Raw genomic sequence first — 22,143 nt, 5'->3', positions numbered from 1 at the left:
AGATTTTTTAAAAGTCTGTTTCGGCAGGTTAATCTTTAACCCTAATCTTTCAATAAAAGGGTTGATAAATTGCAGCCCGAGCTATCCTCAAAAGAGGATAATCAAAAAATTTATTTCTCAGGATCAAATTGTTTCAACCCGAACAGAAATAACCGCAATTAACGGATATACTCTTTCAAAATGCTATTGCGGTTAGGATGACGTAACTTTCTTAACGCTTTCGCCTCTATTTGACGAATACGTTCCCGGGTGACATTAAAAATCTGACCAATTTCTTCTAATGTCTTCATCCGACCATCATCTAGCCCATAACGCAGACGCAGTACATCTCGTTCTCTGGGACTAAGAGTGTCTAATACATTTTCTAAGTCTTCTCGTAATAGATTCTTAGACACTTGATCTTCAGGAGTTTCGCCATCGGATTCAATAAAATCTCCTAAACGAGAATCCTCCTCTTTCCCAATCGGTGTTTCTAAAGAAATCGGAAGTTGAGCCGATTTAGCAATAAACCGTAACTTCTCGATGGTCATTTCCATGCGAGTCGCGATTTCTTCTTCCGTGGGTTTGCGGCCCATTTCTTGGGACAGTAACTTGGTAGTTTTTTTAATCCGAGAAATGGTTTCATACAGGTGAACTGGTAGTCTAATTGTCCGAGATTGATCGGCAATTGCCCGGGTAATCGCTTGACGAATCCACCAGGTCGCATAGGTGGAAAATTTGTAACCTTTTTCGTGATCAAATTTCTCGGCGGCGCGAATTAATCCTAAACTGCCTTCTTGAATCAAGTCTTGGAAAGAAAGACCCCGATTCATGTATTTTTTGGCAATCGAAACCACCAGTCGTAAATTAGACTGTACCATCTTATCTTTTGCCCGGCGGCCAATATATAGACGGCGGCGGAATTCTGGCAACCTCATTTCAACGGCACTCGCCCATTCCTGCTCATTGGGTTCGCGGTCGTAATGTTCCATCAGTTTCTCTCGAATTCGCTCTAGTTCGAGTAAGTCGGCAATTTTACGAGCGAGTTCAATTTCTTCATCCGCGCGCAATAATCGAATCCGACCGATTTCTTGCAGATAGAGACGAATCGAATCTTCCGTATAGTGTTTTTTCTTGGTCTGAGTTCGACGCCGAGATTTCGCCCCTTTAGGAGCCTTGCTCTCGTCATCTTCCTCCCCAATCACATCCCCTAAGATTTCTTCTTCATCGATTAAATCTTCTTCATCCGGTTCCATATCATCTAAGTCCGGAGGGATTTTGCTGGCAAGGTTTAACGGTAATGTTTCTATCTTGGGCGACGAAATTGTTGTGGTTGCGAGTCCGTTGTTACTGTGGGTCATGCCGCGTTCCTCATGCTCCTCAATTAGTAAAAATTAATTACAGAATAAAGATGTCTATTCATAGACCCCTGAACCAGTGACAACTGAATCCAGGTTTAAATATTTACCCACTGAGTTACCGAGTGAGTGATTGCAACCCACTTCAGTCCTAGCATAGTGAAGGCAAATATTCAAAGGTGATCATTGGATGACGCCAAGACCTTTTCGATTGTAGCCTTTTTGACAAAAATTGCACGGTTTGTCAAAAAAGAAATCTGATCATCGTTCATTCACCGACGGAGAATTGATCAAGTAGGGGGTCGAGTACAACTATCTAACCTGTTTGATTGTTCTTTACTTGTAAGTTAACTTAAATCTCCCCGTTTGGGACTCAATCAAACGTTAAATCACGTTAAGTTTTTGACGTCGTTAGGTTGAATTATTATTCAATACGGGGGAGATAAGTTCTATACAAGGTTTTTACCCTTCAAGATCGAGAAATGTCTCGCGCCTGGTATCCGGTTTTATGACTTGCTGGATTTACTTTTTGCCTCTAAGGTTTCCAGACGACTGCGAAGGTCTTGATTTTCCTTTTTGATTTTGTCGAGTTCCTCCCGCAGTTTTTTCAACGCCGGTTCTGAACCGATTTTTCCTTGAACCGTTTGAATGGCTTCTTCCGCCCGACGGCGAACCCGTCCATCTAGGGTTTGGTCGGCTAAAGATTGCAACACATCCATGGCTTTCGGGGTTTCCATCTGTTCTAGGGAGGCAACCACCGCCACTTGAGTCAGGAAAAAAGCCTCATTCGATAGTTCTTCCAACCGTTGGACAATGCGTTCGATATTAGTGGGGGTTTGACCCGTGGAAATACTCCCTAAAGCCCGAATTGAAGTTAACCGCAATGCCTGGGGAATACCGGGGGCGGTATATTTTAAAATCAGGTTTAAGGCATCTTCTGAGGTTTTGAGTTTACTCAGTCCTGAAATTGCCCCGGAACGCACCACCTCATTCCAGCCTTCCCGTTCTTTCAGAATAGATTTTAACAGTTTAACTGTTTGTTCAACTAAATGTTTATCCTCCAGATGGGTTGCGGCAATTTCTCCCAGGGCGGCGGCGGTTGAGGCTTCCACTAAATAACTCGGATCTCCTTTTTCTAAAAGGGGTTTTAAGACTTGATAACTTTCGGTGGTTTTCAGTTTAGCTAAACTATGAATCACCGCCCGTCTGACCCGGGCATCACTGTCATTTAATCCTTCAACTAATCCCGGGAAAACTTGATCTAATTTCACCCGCACTAATTGTTTAGCAACTTCTACCCGTACTCCCCAAAAGCCATCATTTTTTAAAGCGTTGGATAGGGCTTTAACGGCTTCTAATCCGCCTTTTTTAGCTAAGGCTTTAGCAGCATAAATTCGAGAAATTGGATCAGGATCATGGTGTAATTGGGCTTTTAATTCCGCCACCGCATAATCCAAAGTTACGGTTTTGAGGATATTATTATTCACATCAAAACTAATAAAAGCGGGTTTTTCTTCTAAGGGAAAATAGAAGGTTTGTTCCTTTTCATGAACCTGCACCGTAAAAGTTTTGAGTTTGACCTCGGTGTCGGGGGATTTTTTCTCGGGTTTATAGCCAAAACCAATGGGAATTTTCAAATCAAACAGGTTAGTCTCGCTGAGTTTATCGCTATCGGTGGCTTGGTTTTGTTTAATCGTAATTTTGGCTAATTTATTATGATTATCCCAACTATAGGAGACTTTATAATCAGGATGTCCGCCTCGGAATACATATTGATCAAATAGGGGAAGTAAATTAGCTCCGGTTGATTTTTCCAGTGCGCGTAATAAATCAACGGTTTCTACGGTTTGATGGGCATTATCTTGAACAAAAGTTTGAATCGCTTTTTTAAAAAGTTCATCTCCTAATTCTGTTCTAATTAAATGATAAACACAAGCGCCTTTTTCATATAAATGGCGATCGTAAAGTTCAATGGCTTCTCGATAAATATGGGTAACAATGGGGCGACGATAGCGAGAACTATCCTCGGAAAAATAGTTTCTGGCTTGATTTAAACGATAATAAGCTGCGTCGTCTTTGCCATATTCCTGTTCCGTCCATAATACCTCAGTATAGGTCGCCATGCCTTCTTTAATCCAAGCGTGTGACCAATGTTTAATGACGACTAAATCCCCGAACCATTGATGGGCTAATTCATGGGCAACTAAACTTTCTGTGTTACGATTATCTAGGGTGGCTCGTTCATCTAATAAACAGCGATCGGTTAATAGGGTTGTAGAGGTATTTTCCATCCCGCCAAAAATGAAATCATCTACACAAACTTGAGCATATTTAGGATAGGGGTAGGAATAGCCAAAATATTCAGAGAAAAATCCAATCATTTTTGGAGTTTTTCCCATACTTCTTAGAGCATCTTCTTGGCGATTTTTCTCAACATAATATAGGACGGGTATGCCATTCCATTCGTCTTTAATTTCGGCAAAATCTCCCACCGCTAAGGTCATTAAATAAGTGGGATGCACTTGTTTTTGTGACCAATGATAAATTTTAGTTTTGCCTTTGGTTTCGGTATTAATTAATTCCCCATTAGAAATGGCTAAATATTGTTTAGGAACTTGTACCCGAATTTCTGAGGTTGCTAGTTGTCCGGGGTAGTCAAAGCAAGGGAACCAAAAGCGAGAATCTTCATCCTCTCCCTGTGTCCAAACTTGAATCGGTTTATCGGGATAATCTTTATTGGGACTAATAAAATAAAGTCCGCGTTGGGGATTGGTAACGGAATAATTAATGACAATTTTAATTAATTGATTGACGGTTGTAGGTTGCTGTAGATAAATCTGTAGTTGTTCCCCATCATAGTCAAATTCCTGCTGATTTTGCTCTATTTTTATGTCTTTTATTTCTAAGTTAACGGCATCTAAAGTTAAGGTTTCTATGCCATTTTTAATCGGATTCAAATGTATGGTACAAGTTCCTTGAAAACTTTGATTAGGAATATCGAGAACTAAGTCCAGAAAAATATGTTCTACTTGACCCGGACGGTCAGGGTTATAGTGGGGACGAGCGCCAGGTAACTCAAAGGATTTGTGAGTATTGGTTTCTGGATCAAAGTAAAAATTCAGCATCGAGTACAATCAAGCTCAAGAATAAGGGATAATCAAACGCTAATGCGTATTGCTTTATTATATAGCAACCCGTGTAGGATTTGTGTTCAAAACCTGTAGGGGTTGGGTCTCCCAACCCTCTTGGAACCTGGGTTGGGAGACCCAACCCCTACGATAAAATGTGACAACCTAGACGCGGATTGCTATAGTTTTAATCCATGCTATAAAATTAGGGTTTTTGAGGGAAATCAAGACTGTCAATCAGCTTGACCGATGATCATAAAACCTGCCCAATGTTTGGGTTGGGGATAGTTTTTCATCGTAATTAACATTGCTTGGCGCAAGGCTTGGGCTTGATCATTGGTTTGTTGGAGTTGCTGATAAAATGTTTGCATCAATTCAAAGGTGGGAGTATCGTCAACTTTCCAGAAAGAGACAATTAAACGGGGAACTCCAGCAGCGATTAAAGAACGAGATAACCCTAAAATCCCATCGCTGGTAATCGTTCCTGCTCCCGTATTACAAGCACTTAAAACAACTAAATCAGCCGTTAAATTTAATCGGAGAATTTCTTCAGAGGTGAGTAACCCATCATCGGATACTGAGGGGGAAAAGGCGATCGCCCCGGGAATTCCAGACTCGGTTAAGTCACTCAAAATTCCGTGAGTTGCCAGATGAATATAACGGGCTTTTTCTATTTGTTGAATCACGTTAGATTCCGTGGCATTTTCCCCTAACAACGGTTCGGTTTCAAGTAGTTTAGCAATGGCGATCGCTTCTTTTTCACTAGCCGGAAGGGGTTGTAAAAATCGAGGTTCTTCTCCAGGTAATAAAGCTACTTTCGGCATATTAGGATTGCCCACCACTAACGCGGTTTTTTCCCCATTTCTGGGCTGTTGTTTTTGTTGCTCTGCGGTTAATTGTAATAGTTGAATTGATGGAGCAGTTAAAATAGTATGATTTTGAATTAAATAGTTTCCCTGTTCATCCACTAAAGCCGCAAAAGGCACTAATAATAAGTCTTGATGGGGAATAAAAATAATCCGATCCTGGGGATTTTCCGGTAATAAATCCGCAATCGGAGCGATTAAAAGCTGATACAATTTATTGAGTTGTTTATTAGTCACATCATTTGCTATTAGCCCTGAAGTCCCTGAATCTAGGCTAATACGAGTTCCCCGAATGAGCTCATTTAGGGGAGGCAACGGTGGGAGTTCTTCGCGACTTAACATAGGCACGAGGTTATCTGTATTTAAACTTGTTAAATCAACAGACCGAAACTGCACGCTACCATCGGGTTTAATCACCCAAATTAATAAGGTGGAATTTTGCTTAAATTGATCAACAATAACCGAATATTCAACTAACGTGGCATTTTGTATTTGAGCAACTTTTTGAATATCTGAAAAATTAGGAGGTTTAACAGAAATTGCAGTTAATTTTTCCGGTGATACATTATTTTTAGCTACCAACTCAACAAACGCTCTAGCTCTGCCGCGTTCGGCAACTTCTAAGGCTTTCTCAATTTGTTTTTGCTCAATTAAAACCTGTTGTAAAACCCCATAACTTTTTGAAAAAGTTTCAAGGAAAGAGACTTTATTCCCATCACTTAACCCGGGACGCAAAGACTCAATAATTGCCAGGGCAGAATAGAGGGTTTGAGTGGCTTCATTCAATTTTCCCACTTCAAACTCAGCTACACCTAAATTAATTAATGTTACCGCTTCTCCCCGTTTATCTGGGATTTTTCGGCGAACTTCTAAGGCTTTTTTATAAAACTCGAAAGCTTGGGGATATTGATTCTGAATTCGATAAATATAACCGATATTATTCAACGCTTGACCAACTGCTTCTAAATCTCCGACTTTTTCTATTATCAGTAATCCTTCTTGATATAATTTTAATGCTTGATTATAGTCTTTAAGCCGTTCATAAACTGCCCCTAAATTAATTATAGATTGACCAATTCCTTGAGCATCCTTTTCTGTTTTGGCTAATTTTAAAGATTGCTCAAAGGCAAGTTTAGCTTGTTCATATTCCCCTAAAGAAATATAGGCTGTAGCGATATTATTAAGAATAATTCCTTCCGTCCGGGTATCATCTAGGGTTTTAATTACTATTAAGGCTTGTTGAAAGTAGGATAATGAGTTTCGATGTTGTCCTAAAGCTTGATAAATCGCCCCTAAATTAGATAAAATATTAACTTCGCCCGACTTTTCGCCCAGTTTCTGAACTAATTTTAAAGCCTGTTCAAATCCTTGAATAGCTTGGGGATATTGACTTAAACTTAGATAAGCAGTGGCTTGATTATTTAAAGCTACACTAATACCCGCCTCATCGTTTAATTGTTGATGAATTTTGAGGGCTTTTGTAGAGGTTTCTAATGCTAAATTATTATCACCTTGATTCCGATAAACTAGGGCTAAATCATTGAGAGTTGCAGCTTCTAAAAATTGATTGTTTTGTTGTTTTGCGATCGCCAATAATTTCTCTAATATAACAATAGCTTGGGTAAAATTTCCTTGATCAATCTGTTCGTATGCCCTATTATACATCTGATCTAATTCAGCATGGGACTGAGCGAATGCTAAAGGCATAATCAAACCCCATTGTAATTGCAGCAATAATGTAACCGCACCCATTCCCCAAGAGCAAGTCTTTAGTCCCATAACCTTTATAATCAAAAAATATCCACTTTATTTGATAGAATTTTAACTTATATTGGGACTCCCCTACTATTTCATCAAAACAAAGTTAATCCTAAATCTAAACTAAAATCGAAATGACTGGACTTGATGAACAACTGCGTCAATTAACTACTGAAACTTGCAAACATTCTCCCACAAGTGTAGAACGTCGCAAGGGTTTTACCCAGATTATTCGCCTCATCCAAAAATCCGGTAAATTGTGGCACGAGTCCACCCTTGACTACGAAGACGCATGGCAACATACCATGACTTTTTTATATCTAAATCTTTGTGAAGCGACGACGGCGGCGCAGTATGACCCAGCCCGAGCGAGTATAATCACCTGGCTAAATGTTTATCTAAAAGGACGGTTAAAAGACTGTTATCGAAAACAGAAACAACGGCAATATCGTTATATTTCTATCGATATTCCCCTGTGTGAAAATATTAATTTGATCGATACATTGGAAGCACCTCCCGATATTCCGCCGATGTTAGAAGAAGTTCGTCACTGGGTGCAAACTGATGTGACAGGAGAGTTGCGCAATACTCACGTTCGCGGGCGTCCAGACATCACCTGTCAATTATTAATTTTAAGTCGCCTCCCGCCCGAAACTAACTGGGAAAAACTGGCTCATGAGTTGGGAGTTGCCGTCAGTACCCTAAGTAGCTTTTATGAACGAAATTGTCGTAAATTTTTGCGTAATTTTGCTCGGTCACAGGGATATCTTGAATAGTTAACACTTCTCAAAAAAGATGAAGGATTAGAAGTTAGAAAAAGGGGAAAAATGATTAATCAACGTTTTAATTTAGAAGATTACAGTTTACCGATTATTATATCCCAAGAAGCCAGGGATATTGCCACACAATTTGCCTTACGACATCAAAAAGGAGGCAAGCGAGAACAGGTTTATCTCAATACCTTAGCCGTTTGGGGAGTTAATTGTTATTTAGAATGGATGCAAATTGCCACGGAATTACAGACCAGTGATAGTTGGAATCCTATTATCCAACTCTGTGCAAATGTAGCAGATTTGCAGATAACAGGGGTCGGACGTTTAGAATGTCGTCCAGTGCGCGAAGGACAACAAATGGTGAGCATTCCCCCAGAAGTACAAATTGACCGTATTGGATATGTGGTGGTGCGGATTTTTGATACTTTGAAAACCGCAGAAATTTTAGGCTTTATCCCAACTATTAATCAGGAAATATTACCCCTGGAGCAGTTACAACCCATCGAAGAATTATTAGTTCACTTAAATTCACCTCAAGGCACAGAATTTAAAACTCCTGTGCGATTAAGTTTGTGGTTAATAGATGAATGGACAGGACTTTGGCAGTCGGTTTCTCAACAACCCGCTTTAGGATTAAGAAGTTCATCTCGCGGTGATGAAGACTTTATTCAGGGGGCAAAATTAATTGATTTAAAAATGCAATTAGGGAGTCAATCTGTTGTATTATGGGTAGCATTAACCCCAGAAATAGAAGGACAAATTGCCGTTAGGGTGCGGCTATATCCTGTCCCCCAAGACCGTTATTTACCTCCTAATGTGCAACTTATTTTATTATCAGAAACAGGTGAAATTTTATCGGAAGTTCAATCCCGTTTACAGGATAATTATATACAACTGCCTCGATTTCGAGGAATGCCAGAAGAACAATTTAGGATTACCGTCTGTTTGGCTGAAGCATCTGTTACAGAAACATTTATTTTTTAATATGAAATCCCTTAATTTTTGCTACATATTCCCATGTAGAGACGTTGCATGCAACGTCTCTACATGGCGCATCTATACTTAATAAAACATGACAGAAAAAATTGTAATCATTGATTTGGGAAAAGGGTCATTAACGGCCGGATTTCCTTTAGTAACTGCCCGACTATCGGATTTAGAAAATCCCCGTCCGATTAAAATAACGGGTTGTTTACCGGCGGCACCAGAATTGATCAGATTTTATCAACGTTGGCGGTTTATTTATCAAGAACTCTATCACACTTTAGGCATTCCATCTCGAATTGAATTAGAACAAGAAGATATTACCCATGTTTCTGAAGTCGAACTTCAGGAAATCTGTAACCAATATATTTATCAGTTTAATCAATGGCTTAATTTTGCTGAATTTCGCACCATTGATCAACAGTTACGTTCAGCGTTACAACCCACTGATGAAATTCAAATTATTTTAGAAACCTCGGATTTCCAAGTCCGACATTTACCCTGGCAATTATGGCATTTTTTCCACGATTATCCTCGCGCTGAATTAGCTCTCAGTCAGCCCCAATACACTCGCAAAACCTCCGTATCTGTCCCAGGTTCAAAAATTAGAATTTTAGCGATTTTAGGGAATAAAACGGGAATTAATATTGCAGAAGATCAAAAGATTTTAACCGCTTTACCCCAGACAGAAACAATTTTTTTAATTGAACCTAATGCACAACAACTGGATCAGGCTTTATGGGATAGTAAAGGTTGGGATATTCTGTTTTTTGCCGGACATAGTGACAGTCAAGACCAGGAAAGATCGGGAACTTTTAAAATCAATCATCAAGATAAAGTCTCTATTAAAATGCTATTACCTGCGTTTAAAAAAGCGATTGAAAACGGGTTACAAATTGCTATTTTTAATTCCTGTGATGGTTTAGGTTTAGCTACGGAACTCGCCCAATTAAATATTCCTCAAACTATTGTTATGCGCGAACCTGTACCGGATATTGTAGCGCAAACTTTTTTAAAACATTTTTTACAGGCATTTTCTCAAGGTCAATCTTTATATTTAGCAGTGCGACAAGCAAGAGAACGGTTATACATCTTAGAAAATCGCTTTCCCTGTGGTAGTTGGTTGCCTGTTATTTGTCAAAATCCGGCTATTGTTTCTGTCAGTTGGCAAGATTTAAAACGTCGTAAAAATCTACATCGTTTACCAAGTTTTGAGTTAACTAAAATTAAGAAAATCGGATTAATCAGTTTAACTATTACTCTTTTAGTCTGTTTAATTCGTCAGGGAGGAGGCTTACAATTTTGGGAATTAAAAGCCTATGATAGTATGATGCGATCGCGCCCTATGGAAAAACAGGATAATCGTTTATTGTTAGTCGCCATCACAGAAGCAGAAATTAAAGCATTCAAAAACGGGACTGTTACCGATCAAATTCTCACGGAATTTTTACAAAAACTTGCCCAATACCAACCCCGAACCATTGGATTAAATCTTTATCGAGATCTACCCGTTGAACCGGGATATCAAAACTTAATTAATCAATTTAGAACCCAAAATAATCTATTTTTAATTTGTAAAAAACCGTATAAAAATGATTCCGGTCTTGCTGCTCCGCCCGATGCTCCCCTTTTGCAAGTTGGATTTAATGATGTGATGCGCGATTCTGATCACATTTTACGCCGTCAACTTTTATTTATCAATAATTCCCAGGGATGTAAAACCCAACTTTCTTTAGCCATTAAACTCGCTTTTCATTATTTAAAACAACAAGGAATTCAACCCCAAACCTTGCCACAAGATCAAATTAAATTGGGTAATCTGATTTTAAAACCGATGAAATCTGATATCGGATTTTATCCAAAATCGGATGGAAAAGGATATCAAATTATGCTAAACTATAGATTATCAGAACCCATTGCCCCAGAAGTAACGTTTACACAAATTCTTAATGGCGAAGTTGATCCCAATTTAATTAAAGATAAATTAGTTTTAGTCGGTGTTAATAGCATCAGCGTTCAAGATGAAGGTCATCGTACCCCCTACAGCCCAGATCAAGAAGTGCGAGGATTAATCATTCAGGCACAAATGGTTAGTCATCTTCTATCTGCGGTTTTAGATAATCGTCCGTTGTTACAAGTGGGGTCAAAATGGACAGATGCACTCTGGATTGGGTTTTGGACGCTGTTAGGGGGGGTTTCGGCTCTGTTGACCCGCCATCGCACCAGAATCCTGATTACCTTCGCAACCACGGCCACTGTCTTATACGCGGTGTGTTGGGGGTTGTTTTTGGTGGCGATTTGGGTTCCTGTGGTTCCGGCGTTATTTGGGTTGGTGGGAGCGGGGGTTTGGGTGTGGCGATTGCAGTTTAATAAAAAAATATAAGAATTGCGTAAAACCTGTATTGTGGGTCAATAAAGATATAAGGGCGGATTTAATTCTACCCATTACTAAAAAATACAGCATTTTACCGTCATCCATGAAGCACCTAAACTTATTTTTATTATTTGTTTTAGCTGGAATTTTAATCCCATTAAATTCAACAAAATCTGGGGTTGCCCAACACCCTTTATCTGCTCAACAAGTCGCCGTTGAATTTCAACCTCCAGATCGGGGCGAACCCAATGAAGATCGTCAGGGTTCCTCCAGTCGAACCAATTGTCCGGCGGTTTCTAAACCCTTAACTGCATTGGTTCCTAAATCCAATATCGTGTTAACATTATCAGGATATCCCACATTTATGATTTATGTTCCCTACAGTTCAAATCCCCCTAGAGAGGTAGAATTTGTGTTGTTAGATGAAGAAGATAATAAAATTTTTCAGCAAAAAATGCCTCTCACCGGAACCCCTGGAATTGTCAAATTTAAGTTACCTCCATCCGCACCAATGTTAGAAGTGGGTAAACAATATCGTTGGCGATTTTTCTATCAATGTAATCCTAGATTGCGGGCTGAGGATGATGGAGTTGAAGGAGCGATCGCCCGAATTAACCCCAGTGAAAATTTAATCCGTCAGTTAGAAAAAGCCAATACACCCCTAGAACAAATTCAAGTCTATGCTCAAAACGGATTATGGTATGAAACCTTAACTTTATTAGCAGGATTGCGGCAGGAAAAACCTCAAGATCCAAAGATTTTACAGGAGTGGAAAGAGTTATTAAATTCGATTGGGTTAGAAAGTTTAGCCGATGAACCTTTGAGTTCTTGTTGTCAACCCTAGAAACCAGGTTTCTCCGAGAAACCTGGTTTCTGCTCCCCCACCCAGACCTGCTCAAAATTTTTTTAGGAAATTTGCGTAAATCATTTGTTAGGCAACAATAGATAGACAGGTCAAAATTTCCAACTTGTACAAATTGTCACGAGGTTAAAGCAAAGCATGAATAATTCATCTCCTGAATACTTATCACAAGGCATCGATATCTTAGATTTTTTAAGAACAGAGCTAGTGAATCTGAGTGGATTTTTCACATTAGCTTATGAGTTGATTCAAAATGCAGAAGATTCTAAGTCATCTTGGATCAGATTCAATATTTGTACGGATGCGCTGATTGTTGAAAATGATAGCGAATTTAGTGAACAAGATTTTAAAAAAATGCAAAGACTAGCTGGAGGTGACAGACGGGATGAAGAATGGACAATAGGTAGATTTGGAATTGGCTTTACCTCAGTTTATCAAATTACTGATCACCCAGAAATTATATCTTCTGGTAAGCACTGGACTTTTTATCCTGAAAAAGAATCTAATTCTATAATTAAACAAGTTCTGTTAGAGAAATCATCTCCAGGTACTCGTTTCTGTTTTCCTTGGGCTAGTTCAGATACCCAAATTCGTCAGAACTTAGAAGTAGGAATTATTTCTCCAGCTTCAGTTGCTCAATTTTTAAAAGATCTGATTGAAGTTGCTCCAAAGTCACTGATTTTTTTACAAAATCTTAAAAAAATTGAAATTCAAATTGATAATAATTTAATTATAAAAGTTTCACAAATAAAAAATGAAACAAAAACTATCATTGAAGTTAATAATCAACTAAAGAAGACTACTACTCAGGAAGGCTGGTATCTTCTTGATGGGAATTTTAATGAATATGCTAATGTATTAAAAGCCAACTCTCAGTTGACTATCAAAACGAAACGTCGAGCAGATGTTGTTGTCGCTATTCCTGATAGCAATCAAGATAATTTTTCTGGCTTTTACTATGCTTTCTTGCCAACTCAACAAAAAACTGAACTGCCTTTTCATATTAATGCAGATTTCTTCCCAACTTCTGATCGCAAAGGAATTCGCTTAGAACAAGACGATCAAAGTACATGGAATAAATTAGCAATTTTCTCAGCTGCCGAGATCATTCAGCAAAACCTAATACATCTGAAAAATATTCTCGGTCATAAACATCTCTGGAGTTTATTAAGCCAGATTGAGGTACAATCTCAGCATCCATTATTAAAATTTTTCTGGGAAAAACTAAGTCCTAAAGTTAAGTCTTCAGAAATAATTTTTACGTCAGCAAAAAAATGGCAGTCCCCTCAACAGGTGTGCTTACTAGATGCTAAAGAAGAATATGAACTTTCCGCAGTTTTAGAGAAAGCTTTGGATAAAATCAAACGTTCTTCAATTGTACATTTTGATCTGCGCTCTTATTCTCGTTTGCTCAAGAAAGTTGGAGTGATTTCACTAGATGCCTCAATGTTAGCAGATGCTCTTTTTGCGTGGGGATTAGATAAAGCAATACCTATAAATCAAGTACCTGATTGGATCAAGTCTGAAACTCAGCGAAAGCAGTTAGCAAAAGAAGTTGGAATTTTATTTACTCGTCAGTCAGTTGGGAAAGATACAAGTGCTAAAGATAAGTTAAAAAAATGTGCGATCGCCCTGAGTGATGATAACCAACTATATCCTCCTATTAACTTGTGCCACGCCAAACCACAATCAGCTACTTTATTTAAAAGTTTAGGTGTGACGCAACCTTTTCTAGCATCTGGTAATCCCAAAGAAATTGAAGATTTAGTTGCTAAATTCAGTGTTGATAAAGCTATTGAATTGTTAGAGAAAATTAGTACATCACAATTAGAAAAACAATGGCATAATAATCGGAACCTTATACCTGAACTTATCGGATGGTTAGAAAATCATCAACAAAATATTTTACGATCTGAAAGTCTGTTACATCGTGTTCGCAAATTGTCCATTTTCCCTAGTTCTGATCGACTTCGCCCCTTAGAAGGTCTGGCAATTCCTGGTTCTTTTCAAGACACATTAAATTTAGCTTCATTGGTGGATATTCAATATGTGCGTGGACACATAGATTTTTTGGTAAATCTAGGGGCAAAATATTTAACTTTTTCAGAGTATGCTTGTGAACAAGTTCCCAAAGCTTTCCAAGAAAAACAAATTTTGCCGGAAGCGTGCCGTCAATTAGTTTGTCAATTAGCAACGCATCTGGAAGAAATTGAAGCAAACAAACAGATTCGACAACTATTATCTCAATGTCCTCTAATTGAATGCAAAGATGGTCAGTTTCGATCTGCTGATGAAGCTTACTTAGACAGTGAATCTGTTCGGAAACTTTTTAGCAATTGGACTTTGAAAAACCAAATCGCTGTCTTACCAAAGAATTGTGCAGAAAAAGCTCAAAAGTTCTTGAAATGGCTACAAGTAGTTGATCAACCCAGCCTGATTCATATCTGTCAAATCATTAATGCCCTGAAAGCAAAGGAGCCGAAAGTAACTACAAGAAAACAGATGCAAGAAATTTTTGAACATCTGACTGAACGATGGGAAGCATTAAAATCAAGAACGTTAGAACTTGAGTCAATAAATTCTTTAAAATCTATGGCTTGGTTGCCCGTAAAAGGAGATGAAACACGATGGTATTGTCCCGATCAAATCTTTACTAGCTCCTCCCATTATCTAGTTGATACTCAAGTAAAATTTCTGGATATTGATCGTAGGGTTGAACTGCAAGCTGAAGCTAATAAATTTAGTGATTTTTTAGGGATTAAAGCTAAACCTCAACTCCAGCAAGTGATTGAACATCTATTAACCTGTTCTGGGCAAGGTCACTTACTGGATCATCGAGTCTATGAATTTTTACAAAATAACATTGATCAGATCGATGATACTAATTTTGAAAGGCTAAAAAATAACCCAACTATTCATCTGGCAACTAGCCAATATGTTCAACCTGAAAAAGTTTTTTGGAATGATCATCCTTTTGGCAAATATCGTTATCATTTACCTGATCATTTACACCCTTATTATCCGCTTTTTCAAAAATTAGGGGTTTCTGACTCTCCAGAACCAATTGATGCTATTTTCGTGATTGAAGAAATTAGCAAAAATTTTGAAAATGATAATTTTTGCTTAGATGACGAAAGTTATAAGGTACTCCTTGATTGTTGGAAAGTTTTAACCCAGGCTAAAATTGAAAATAGTTTTGGAAATGATAACAACGAGCTACAAAAATTTAAAAATTTGAGTATCCAAAAAGTAATTCCCAATGCTAAACGACTTTTAACGATTCCTGAGCAGATATTTTTTGTAGATCGTCCGAATTTATTGGAAAAGTTAACTTTTCTCCAGAGTAACGAAAATGTTATTCCTAGACCCTCAGAATCTTGGTATGCAATGGAAGCTGTTGGTGTCCGTCCTTTAAGTCAGGCAATACAAACAAAATTAACACAACTAGAGCCTACCAATCCTAATGTAGATCCAGTCATAACCAAAAGATTGAAAAATAGAAAATCTTTGATCAAGCGAGTTATTCAAGGGCAGCTTTTGACTAATTCTCAAGCTGTAAATTTGGATTGCTTGGAAAAATTAATTGTTAAAAAAGTCAGCTTGATTAAAGTCCGTTATCACTTTGAGTTACATTCAAGCACTGAAGAAATAGTACAAGTTTATCTTGACTATAGCCAAGGAAATCATCAATATATTTTGTACTATCAATTACAAAATGGAGTTGAACCCTGGCCTCACATAGCGCGGGAAATTGCTTATGCGATTAATCCTAATGCAGAAGCTGGAAAATTTGCCGCAGGTATCAAAGAAGTGATTATGGCAAAAACACCCAAGGCTGCATCTGAAATTCTTGATGCTCTTGGTTATGCACCAACTTCTGATCCCATTCCTCCTGATGAAGAAAACAATGAAATTGAGAAACCTTCAGTACAAGAAACTTCCCATGAAACAACTACTATTACATCAGGATATGAAGGTACAGGCAATCCAGAATATGGTGCTTTAGGGGAAAAATGGTCACAACTTTTTTATAAATGGCTGGGTTATCAACAGATAGTTAAACAAGAAGCTCCTGCTGGGTTTGACTTTCTTTGCACCCAACCAACAGAACAACAAGGGTTGAAGCCATTGCTTAAAGTGGAGGCGAAAGCTATTAGCACTCCTGTCATTCGCATAACTATGAATGAATGGACAACAATGATGAATATTCAAAATCGAGAAAAATATGAACTTCTAATTGTTGTTCATACGAGTAGTTCAGTTGAAAAAATAATTCGTGTCATGCAAGTTTGGTCTACCTTCACTAGCATTTTTTCACAACTGAAGGAACAAGATTTAACATCAGCACCTTACAAAAGTGAAAAAATTGATTTTCTAATTGGTTTGCAACGCAGCGATCCTCAATACCCTGTTCAAAATGATGTTTTAATCAACTGGAAAAGATTAATAGACTCTATACCTCATCCAAACGTCAAAATCTATTGTCCAATAGATGATAATCAATTCAAACCATTGAATTAGAATTGAACTAATGTTATATGATAGCCGATGAACCCTTGAGTCCTTGTTGCAAACCCTAGAAACAGGGTTTCTTCTCCCCCACCGAAACCTGATCAAAAATTTTCAGGAAATTTGCGTAAATCATTTGTTAGGCAGCAATAGATAGAGAGGTCAAAATTTACAACTTGTACAAATTGTCACGAGGTTAAAGCGATGATTAACTGCAACGGTGATTCTGGAATCTCATTAAACCAGCCCCATTCACATTACGAGAGCAAATAGGAGTCATCATCTTATGGACATTTTAATCAGTATTATTATTGGCCTGGTTTTATGGTGGTTATTGTATGAATGGTTCAACAGAACCCCTTTAGGTTAAACATTATTAGAAGCTAGGAAGCAAGAACAATTTTTTAACTCAATGGTCACGGCAATGAATGAAGTGCCGATATCAAATTTACAAGATTTGGAAAGTCGGGCTTTATTTAAAGCATTGTCAGGGGATCATCACGGAGCGATTGAAGATTATTCCCAACTTCTCTATCAAGATCCGAATAACACAACAGCCTATTTAAATCGGGGAAATTCCCGTTATTTAATAGGAGATTACCGAGGTGCATTACAAGACTATAATCTGTTGATTGGTCTTGATCCTCAAGATGTCAATGCGTATGTGGGTAGAAGTAATGCAAAACGGCAACTCGGAGACTATCGGGGTGCAGTTGCAGATTGTGATCAAGCGATTAGAATTGACCCGAATAATGATGATGCTTATGTTAAACGAGGGTTAGCTCGATTGAAATTGGGCGATCGCACGGGAGCCATCCAAGATTATGATCAGGCGCTGAGAATCAATCCTCAAAATACGGAAGCCCTACATCATCGTTAGATTGGCAAGGGTTTAAGCCGATCAAAGCGGGTTTAAAAACTTGCAAGAGTACAGAGGAGCGAGATCTGATACTCGCTCAAAACTCTTATGCAGTAATTCTTATATTGCCAAAAAAATTCCAGAGTTAAGGAGAAAATAAACACTTAAATGTATTAATCAAGATGGGAAATACTATAAAGTTTTGAGTTAACTTGTCGAATTACATAAATCAGAAATTGATCAAAATTTTCGATTTTCTTAATATTTAATCCTAAATAATCACCGCTTAACCTCAACAGATTAAGATTTGTGGTAGAAAAACCGTGGTAATCATAATATAATGTTACCATCCTGTAACAAATGGGTTGCCACGATGCAATCCCCCTCCTAAGATCTAAAGATTGAAACAGAAAATCAGAGATTATTAAAATATGAAGCTAGCAGCGCGAGTAGAAAAAGTTCCGCCGTCTGTAACGCTGGCGATCTCAGCGAAGGCAAAAGCAATGAAAGCTGAGGGGATGGATGTCTTAAATTTTAGCGTAGGCGAACCGGACTTCGATACCCCGAAACATATTGTTGCTGCGGCGAAAAAAGCCCTGGATGAAGGTAAAACTCGCTATGGCCCAGCAGCAGGGGAACCCCTGTTACGCTCCTTAATTGCCCAAACCTTAAGTAAAGAAACCGGTTTAGACTATAAAAGTGACAATATTATTGTTACTAATGGGGGCAAACATTCCCTCTACAATTTGATGGTGGCGGTGGTTGATCCTGGGGATGAAGTGATTATTCCGTCTCCCTATTGGTTAAGTTATCCTGAAATGGTAAAACTGGTCGAAGGGATTCCAGTTATTGTGCCAACGGGTGCGGAAACCGGTTATAAAATTACCCCGGAAATGTTACGCCAAGCGATTACACCCAAGACCAAACTTTTTGTTTTAAATTCGCCTTCTAACCCGACGGGAATGGTCTATACCCCGGCGGAAATTCGCGCCTTAGCGGAAGTGGTTGTGGAAGCGGGTATTTTAGTAGTTTCCGATGAAATTTATTCTAAAATTATTTATGATGATGCTCAACATTTAAGTATTGCCGCCGCCCATCCTGAAAGCTATAAATGTACTTTAATTAGTAGTGGTTTTGCTAAATCCTTTGCCATGACGGGCTGGCGTTTAGGATATTTAGCGGGGGATATAGATATTATTAAAGCCACCACTCGTATACAAGGTCATAGTACCTCTAATGTTTGTACTTTTGCTCAATATGGGGCGATCGCAGCTTTAGAAAACTCCCTCGACTGTGTAGAAGAAATGCGTTTAGCTTTTGCAAATCGGCGAGAAGTTATGTTCAAATTATTAAATGCAATTCAGGGGATTAGTTGTCTCAAACCTGACGGGGCATTTTATATGTACATTAATATTGACAAAACGGGTTTAAATTCCGTTGACTTCTGTAATTTATTACTAGAAGAAAAACACTTAGCCGCCGTACCCGGTCACGCCTTCGGCAATGATGACCATATTCGTTTATCCTACGCAACGGATTTAACTACGATTGAAAAAGGCATCAAACGTTTAGAGGAATTTGTTCAATCTAAGATTAATAGATAGCAGCACTGCAACCGTCCTCGCTCGCTATTATTATAGATAAACCACCAAAAAGCCTGGTGATTTTACATAACCAGGCTTTGGGAATTTTTAACTGACGAGGGGGTTTGGGGGAGCGATAAGTCCCACGCTGAATTTCACAAAACAAAAAATAACTAGAAATCAGCGTGGGATACATGGACTCCCCCAAGTTAATTTTGTTCGGTCAACCCCGACAAAATTAACAATTATATGTTAGACTTTATTAAAGGGTTTTGAAAATAACAATGTTTCAAGCATACAAGTATCGTATATATCCAAATATCGAGCAGGAAACAGCCTTAGCTAAAAGTTTTGGTTGTTGCCGTTGGTATTGGAATTATGCCCTGAACTTGTGTCAAGAAACCTACAAAACGACAGGGAAAGGATTATCAAGGAAAGCTATTCAAGGATTGTTACCTGAGTTAAAAAAGGAATATCCTTGGTTAACAGATGCCTACTCTCAGTCGCTACAAGTCGTCGCTCTTAACTTATCCGTATCTTACAAAAACTTCTTTGAGAAACGGACAAGATTACCTCGATTCAAATCTAAACACGGTAAGCAATCAATCAGTTATCCCCAAAACGTTAAATTTGAGGGAGATTATCTAAAACTACCGGGGAAAGTTGGGTTGGTTTATTGTTTGCGCCATCGGGAATTTCAAGGCGTAATTAAAACCGTTACTATCTCAAAGAATCCCGATGGAAATTATTATGCTTCCGTTTTGGTTGATGATGGTAAGGAAATGCCCAATCTATCAACCAATGGAAAAGCAATTGGGATTGATTTAGGGTTAACCCATTTTGCCATTACCAGTGATGGGGACAAGTATAGCAACCCCAAACATTTTGCTAAACATCAGCGCAACTTAAAACGTAAACAACAAAAATTATCCCATAAACAGAAGGGAAGTAATAGCAGACAAAAAGCTAAATTAAAAGTAGCTAAAGTCCACGCCAAGATTGCTCGTTGTCGAGAAGATTTTCTACACAAACTATCCCGCAAGATAGTTAACGAAAACCAAGTTATTGCTGTAGAAGATCTAGCAGTTAAGAATATGGTTAAAAACCATAAGTTAGCTAAATCAATTAGCGATTGTGGTTGGGGAATGTTTGGCACAATGCTCAAGTACAAAGCAGAAAAAGAAGGTAAAACCTATATCGAAATCGATAGATTTTTCCCTTCTTCTAAAACTTGTAACGTCTGTCTAAACAAAGTCGGTAGTTTACCACTTGATATTAGAAGTTGGACTTGTGAGCATTATCAAACTACCCATGACCGTGATATCAATGCTGCGGTAAATATCAAGAATGAAGCCTTGCGGATTTTGTCGTTGGGAACCAGCGATACTGCTAGTCTGAGGGGATGTCAGTCACCAGAACAAACTTCTGTTTCTTTTGATGCCCCTCCCGTTGATGCTAGAAGCACACACTTACTCGTAGAGAAGTGTGGGTAGTTCACTCATAAATTCTTCTAGGAGTAAGGTTAACGCAAATGGGTTTTACCACTGCCTAGCTGAATACAAATATCTGATCAAGGAAGGGACAATTCTTAGAACTGGCGCATTTCGGCTTCCAGAACACGAACTAAATTCTCGTCTCCATTAGCTCTAGCAACTTCCAAGCGGTGTTCCAGTCTTTTTTGAATATTAGCCCGATGGACGTCAGACAGTTTAATGGAGTTTTTGCGTAGGTTTGTGTTTAACATGGACTTTTTTAGATAATCTTTTGTGCTTACCCCCTCATTATATAGTTCCTTTGATTGAAAGTGGATGAAATAGGTAAAAATCTTAAAATTTTGTAACGTAAGCTACAGCTTTTTTTAAAAAAACAAGATCGAGTATTTATACTTAGGGGAATTTGAGGGATTTATGGGAATTATGTCATCCTGCTACGGGTTGATTTATTTTAGAGCGTGCCTTTTTTCAACCCTCAACCCTGATCATCCCACGAATTTGATCCGCCGTTGCTGGTGCTAATAACACACCATTGCGATAATGTCCAGTAGCCAATAGAATATTCTCAAACCCGGGTAAATTCCCAATCACAGGGGCTGGAATCCCGTCAGGGCGGGGACGTAACCCTGACCATTGCTTCATAATTGTGGCGTTTTCCAAAGCCGGACAGATTGCGATCGCCCCTTTTAACACTAAATCCAATAGTTCAGAACTCGCTAAAATCTCATCTCCGTGTTCGGGAAATTCCACCGTTGCCCCAATCCAATATTCCGCATTTCCTAATGGGACAATATGAATATCATTCCCCGTAATTATAGGTTCAAATCCTAAATTTCCCAAGGTTTCCAGACAACGAACTTGCAAAGCCTGTCCTAAAACTGGACGAATATTAATTAATTTTTCTGGCTCATTTTCCCTAGGAATTGCAGAAATTAACGGCGTTGTTCCTAACCCCGTCGCCAACACAACCCAATCACTTTTAAATTCTCCTGTACTGGTTTTCAAGCCTTGACAAACCTGCTGATTATTTGCTGTTTTTATAGTTTCTAAAGATTCTACCTTAACACCGAATTGAAATGTCACCCCCCGACTTTTAGCCGCCTCGACTAACGCCAAAGTTAAAGCCGTTGGATCAACTTGTCGATCCCGGGGAGAATAGACCGCACCTAATACTTTTTCAGGATTAATCTGGGGATATTTAACCTGAATTTGATCCGGATCTAACCATTGCAATTCTAATCCTTGACTTCGACGTAAATTGATTAAATTTTGCCATTTTTCCAATTCATCTTCCCCATAGGATAATAATAAAATACCTTGGCGATTAAAAGGAATAATTTTACCCGTAATCCCTTCTAATTCGGGAATTAGGGTTTCATAACGCTGCATACTAAACTCTCGCAGTCGCCACGCCCTTCCCTTCGTTTTTTGGCTAATAATTCCCATCAAAACTCCCAAAGCCGCCCCTGTTGAGCCTTGAGCCGGAGGATTTTGATCAATAACAGTAATCTTTAAATCTGGATTTTGGGAGAGTTCATAGGCAATGGTAGCTCCGACTACACCGCAACCAATAATAACAATAGAATTCATAAAAAATCTTAAAAAACGTTGTTGGGC

At 38.5% G+C, this 22,143-nt stretch carries 14 protein-coding genes; 8 read left to right on the top strand and 6 right to left on the bottom strand.

All coding sequences use genetic code 11. The features are described 5' to 3' along the window. Positions 1–158 precede the first annotated feature (158 nt). The 3 genes from rpoD to PL11201_RS22575 all read right to left on the bottom strand — a co-directional run bounded on the left by rpoD (position 159) and on the right by PL11201_RS22575 (position 7,110). Positions 159–1,340 carry an RNA polymerase sigma factor RpoD gene (gene rpoD / locus PL11201_RS22585; protein ID WP_079681111.1) on the bottom strand — a complete coding sequence of 394 codons (1,182 nt, stop codon included), beginning with the start codon at positions 1,338–1,340 and terminating at the stop codon, positions 159–161. Between the two features lie 503 nt (positions 1,341–1,843). Continuing rightward, on the bottom strand, positions 1,844–4,462 hold the full coding sequence (locus PL11201_RS22580) for a M1 family metallopeptidase (RefSeq protein WP_079681110.1): 2,619 nt from the start codon (positions 4,460–4,462) through the stop codon (positions 1,844–1,846). Positions 4,463–4,698: 236 nt separating this feature from the next. Then, positions 4,699–7,110, bottom strand: a complete 2,412-nt coding sequence (locus tag PL11201_RS22575; protein ID WP_234996816.1) for a CHAT domain-containing protein — start codon at positions 7,108–7,110, stop codon at positions 4,699–4,701. Between the two features lie 113 nt (positions 7,111–7,223). Here PL11201_RS22575 and PL11201_RS22570 point away from each other — a divergent pair, with 113 nt between their 5' ends. The 6 genes from PL11201_RS22570 (at position 7,224) to PL11201_RS22545 (ending at position 17,471) form a co-directional block, all read left to right on the top strand. Continuing rightward, positions 7,224–7,865: a hypothetical protein gene (locus tag PL11201_RS22570; RefSeq protein ID WP_079681109.1), complete on the top strand. Its 642-nt coding sequence runs from the start codon at positions 7,224–7,226 to the stop codon at positions 7,863–7,865. 51 nt (positions 7,866–7,916) lie between these two features. Continuing rightward, positions 7,917–8,846 carry a DUF1822 family protein gene (locus PL11201_RS22565; RefSeq protein ID WP_079681108.1) on the top strand — a complete coding sequence of 310 codons (930 nt, stop codon included), beginning with the start codon at positions 7,917–7,919 and terminating at the stop codon, positions 8,844–8,846. Positions 8,847–8,934: 88 nt separating this feature from the next. Further along, positions 8,935–11,229: a CHASE2 domain-containing protein gene (locus PL11201_RS22560; protein WP_079681107.1), complete on the top strand. Its 2,295-nt coding sequence runs from the start codon at positions 8,935–8,937 to the stop codon at positions 11,227–11,229. A 94-nt stretch (positions 11,230–11,323) separates the two neighbouring features. Beyond that, a complete protein-coding gene (locus PL11201_RS22555) occupies positions 11,324–12,064 on the top strand; it encodes a DUF928 domain-containing protein (protein ID WP_079681106.1) in 741 nt (246 codons plus the stop codon). 156 nt (positions 12,065–12,220) lie between these two features. Continuing rightward, positions 12,221–16,603 carry a sacsin N-terminal ATP-binding-like domain-containing protein gene (locus PL11201_RS22550; RefSeq protein ID WP_079681105.1) on the top strand — a complete coding sequence of 1,461 codons (4,383 nt, stop codon included), beginning with the start codon at positions 12,221–12,223 and terminating at the stop codon, positions 16,601–16,603. A gap of 412 nt (positions 16,604–17,015) precedes the next feature. After that, positions 17,016–17,471 carry a tetratricopeptide repeat protein gene (locus tag PL11201_RS22545; RefSeq protein ID WP_159451570.1) on the top strand — a complete coding sequence of 152 codons (456 nt, stop codon included), beginning with the start codon at positions 17,016–17,018 and terminating at the stop codon, positions 17,469–17,471. Between the two features lie 152 nt (positions 17,472–17,623). Here the strand turns inward: PL11201_RS22545 and PL11201_RS26560 are convergent, their stop codons facing one another. Beyond that, a complete protein-coding gene (locus tag PL11201_RS26560) occupies positions 17,624–17,800 on the bottom strand; it encodes a hypothetical protein (RefSeq protein ID WP_159451569.1) in 177 nt (58 codons plus the stop codon). A gap of 81 nt (positions 17,801–17,881) precedes the next feature. Here PL11201_RS26560 and PL11201_RS22540 point away from each other — a divergent pair, with 81 nt between their 5' ends. Together PL11201_RS22540 and PL11201_RS22530 are read left to right on the top strand one after the other, a co-directional pair. After that, positions 17,882–19,054, top strand: a complete 1,173-nt coding sequence (locus PL11201_RS22540) for a pyridoxal phosphate-dependent aminotransferase (RefSeq protein WP_079681103.1) — start codon at positions 17,882–17,884, stop codon at positions 19,052–19,054. A gap of 263 nt (positions 19,055–19,317) precedes the next feature. Beyond that, entirely contained in the window at positions 19,318–20,526 is a 1,209-nt protein-coding gene (locus tag PL11201_RS22530) for an RNA-guided endonuclease InsQ/TnpB family protein (protein ID WP_079681101.1), read from the top strand. 95 nt (positions 20,527–20,621) lie between these two features. Here the strand turns inward: PL11201_RS22530 and PL11201_RS26930 are convergent, their stop codons facing one another. Together PL11201_RS26930 and PL11201_RS22525 are read right to left on the bottom strand one after the other, a co-directional pair. Next, the gene (locus PL11201_RS26930) at positions 20,622–20,777 is read right to left on the bottom strand and encodes an arginine synthesis PII-interacting regulator PirA (RefSeq protein ID WP_197046309.1); all 156 of its coding nucleotides are present in this window, start codon (positions 20,775–20,777) and stop codon (positions 20,622–20,624) included. Positions 20,778–20,994: 217 nt separating this feature from the next. Beyond that, positions 20,995–22,116, bottom strand: a complete 1,122-nt coding sequence (locus PL11201_RS22525; RefSeq protein ID WP_079681590.1) for an NAD(P)/FAD-dependent oxidoreductase — start codon at positions 22,114–22,116, stop codon at positions 20,995–20,997. Positions 22,117–22,143: the final 27 nt, after the last annotated feature.

Source organism: Planktothrix sp. PCC 11201, from assembly GCF_900009135.1.
Taxonomy (GTDB): domain Bacteria; phylum Cyanobacteriota; class Cyanobacteriia; order Cyanobacteriales; family Microcoleaceae; genus Planktothrix.
The sequence above is the reverse complement of the archived record's forward strand: the minus strand, read 5'-3'. Positions and strand labels throughout refer to the sequence as shown.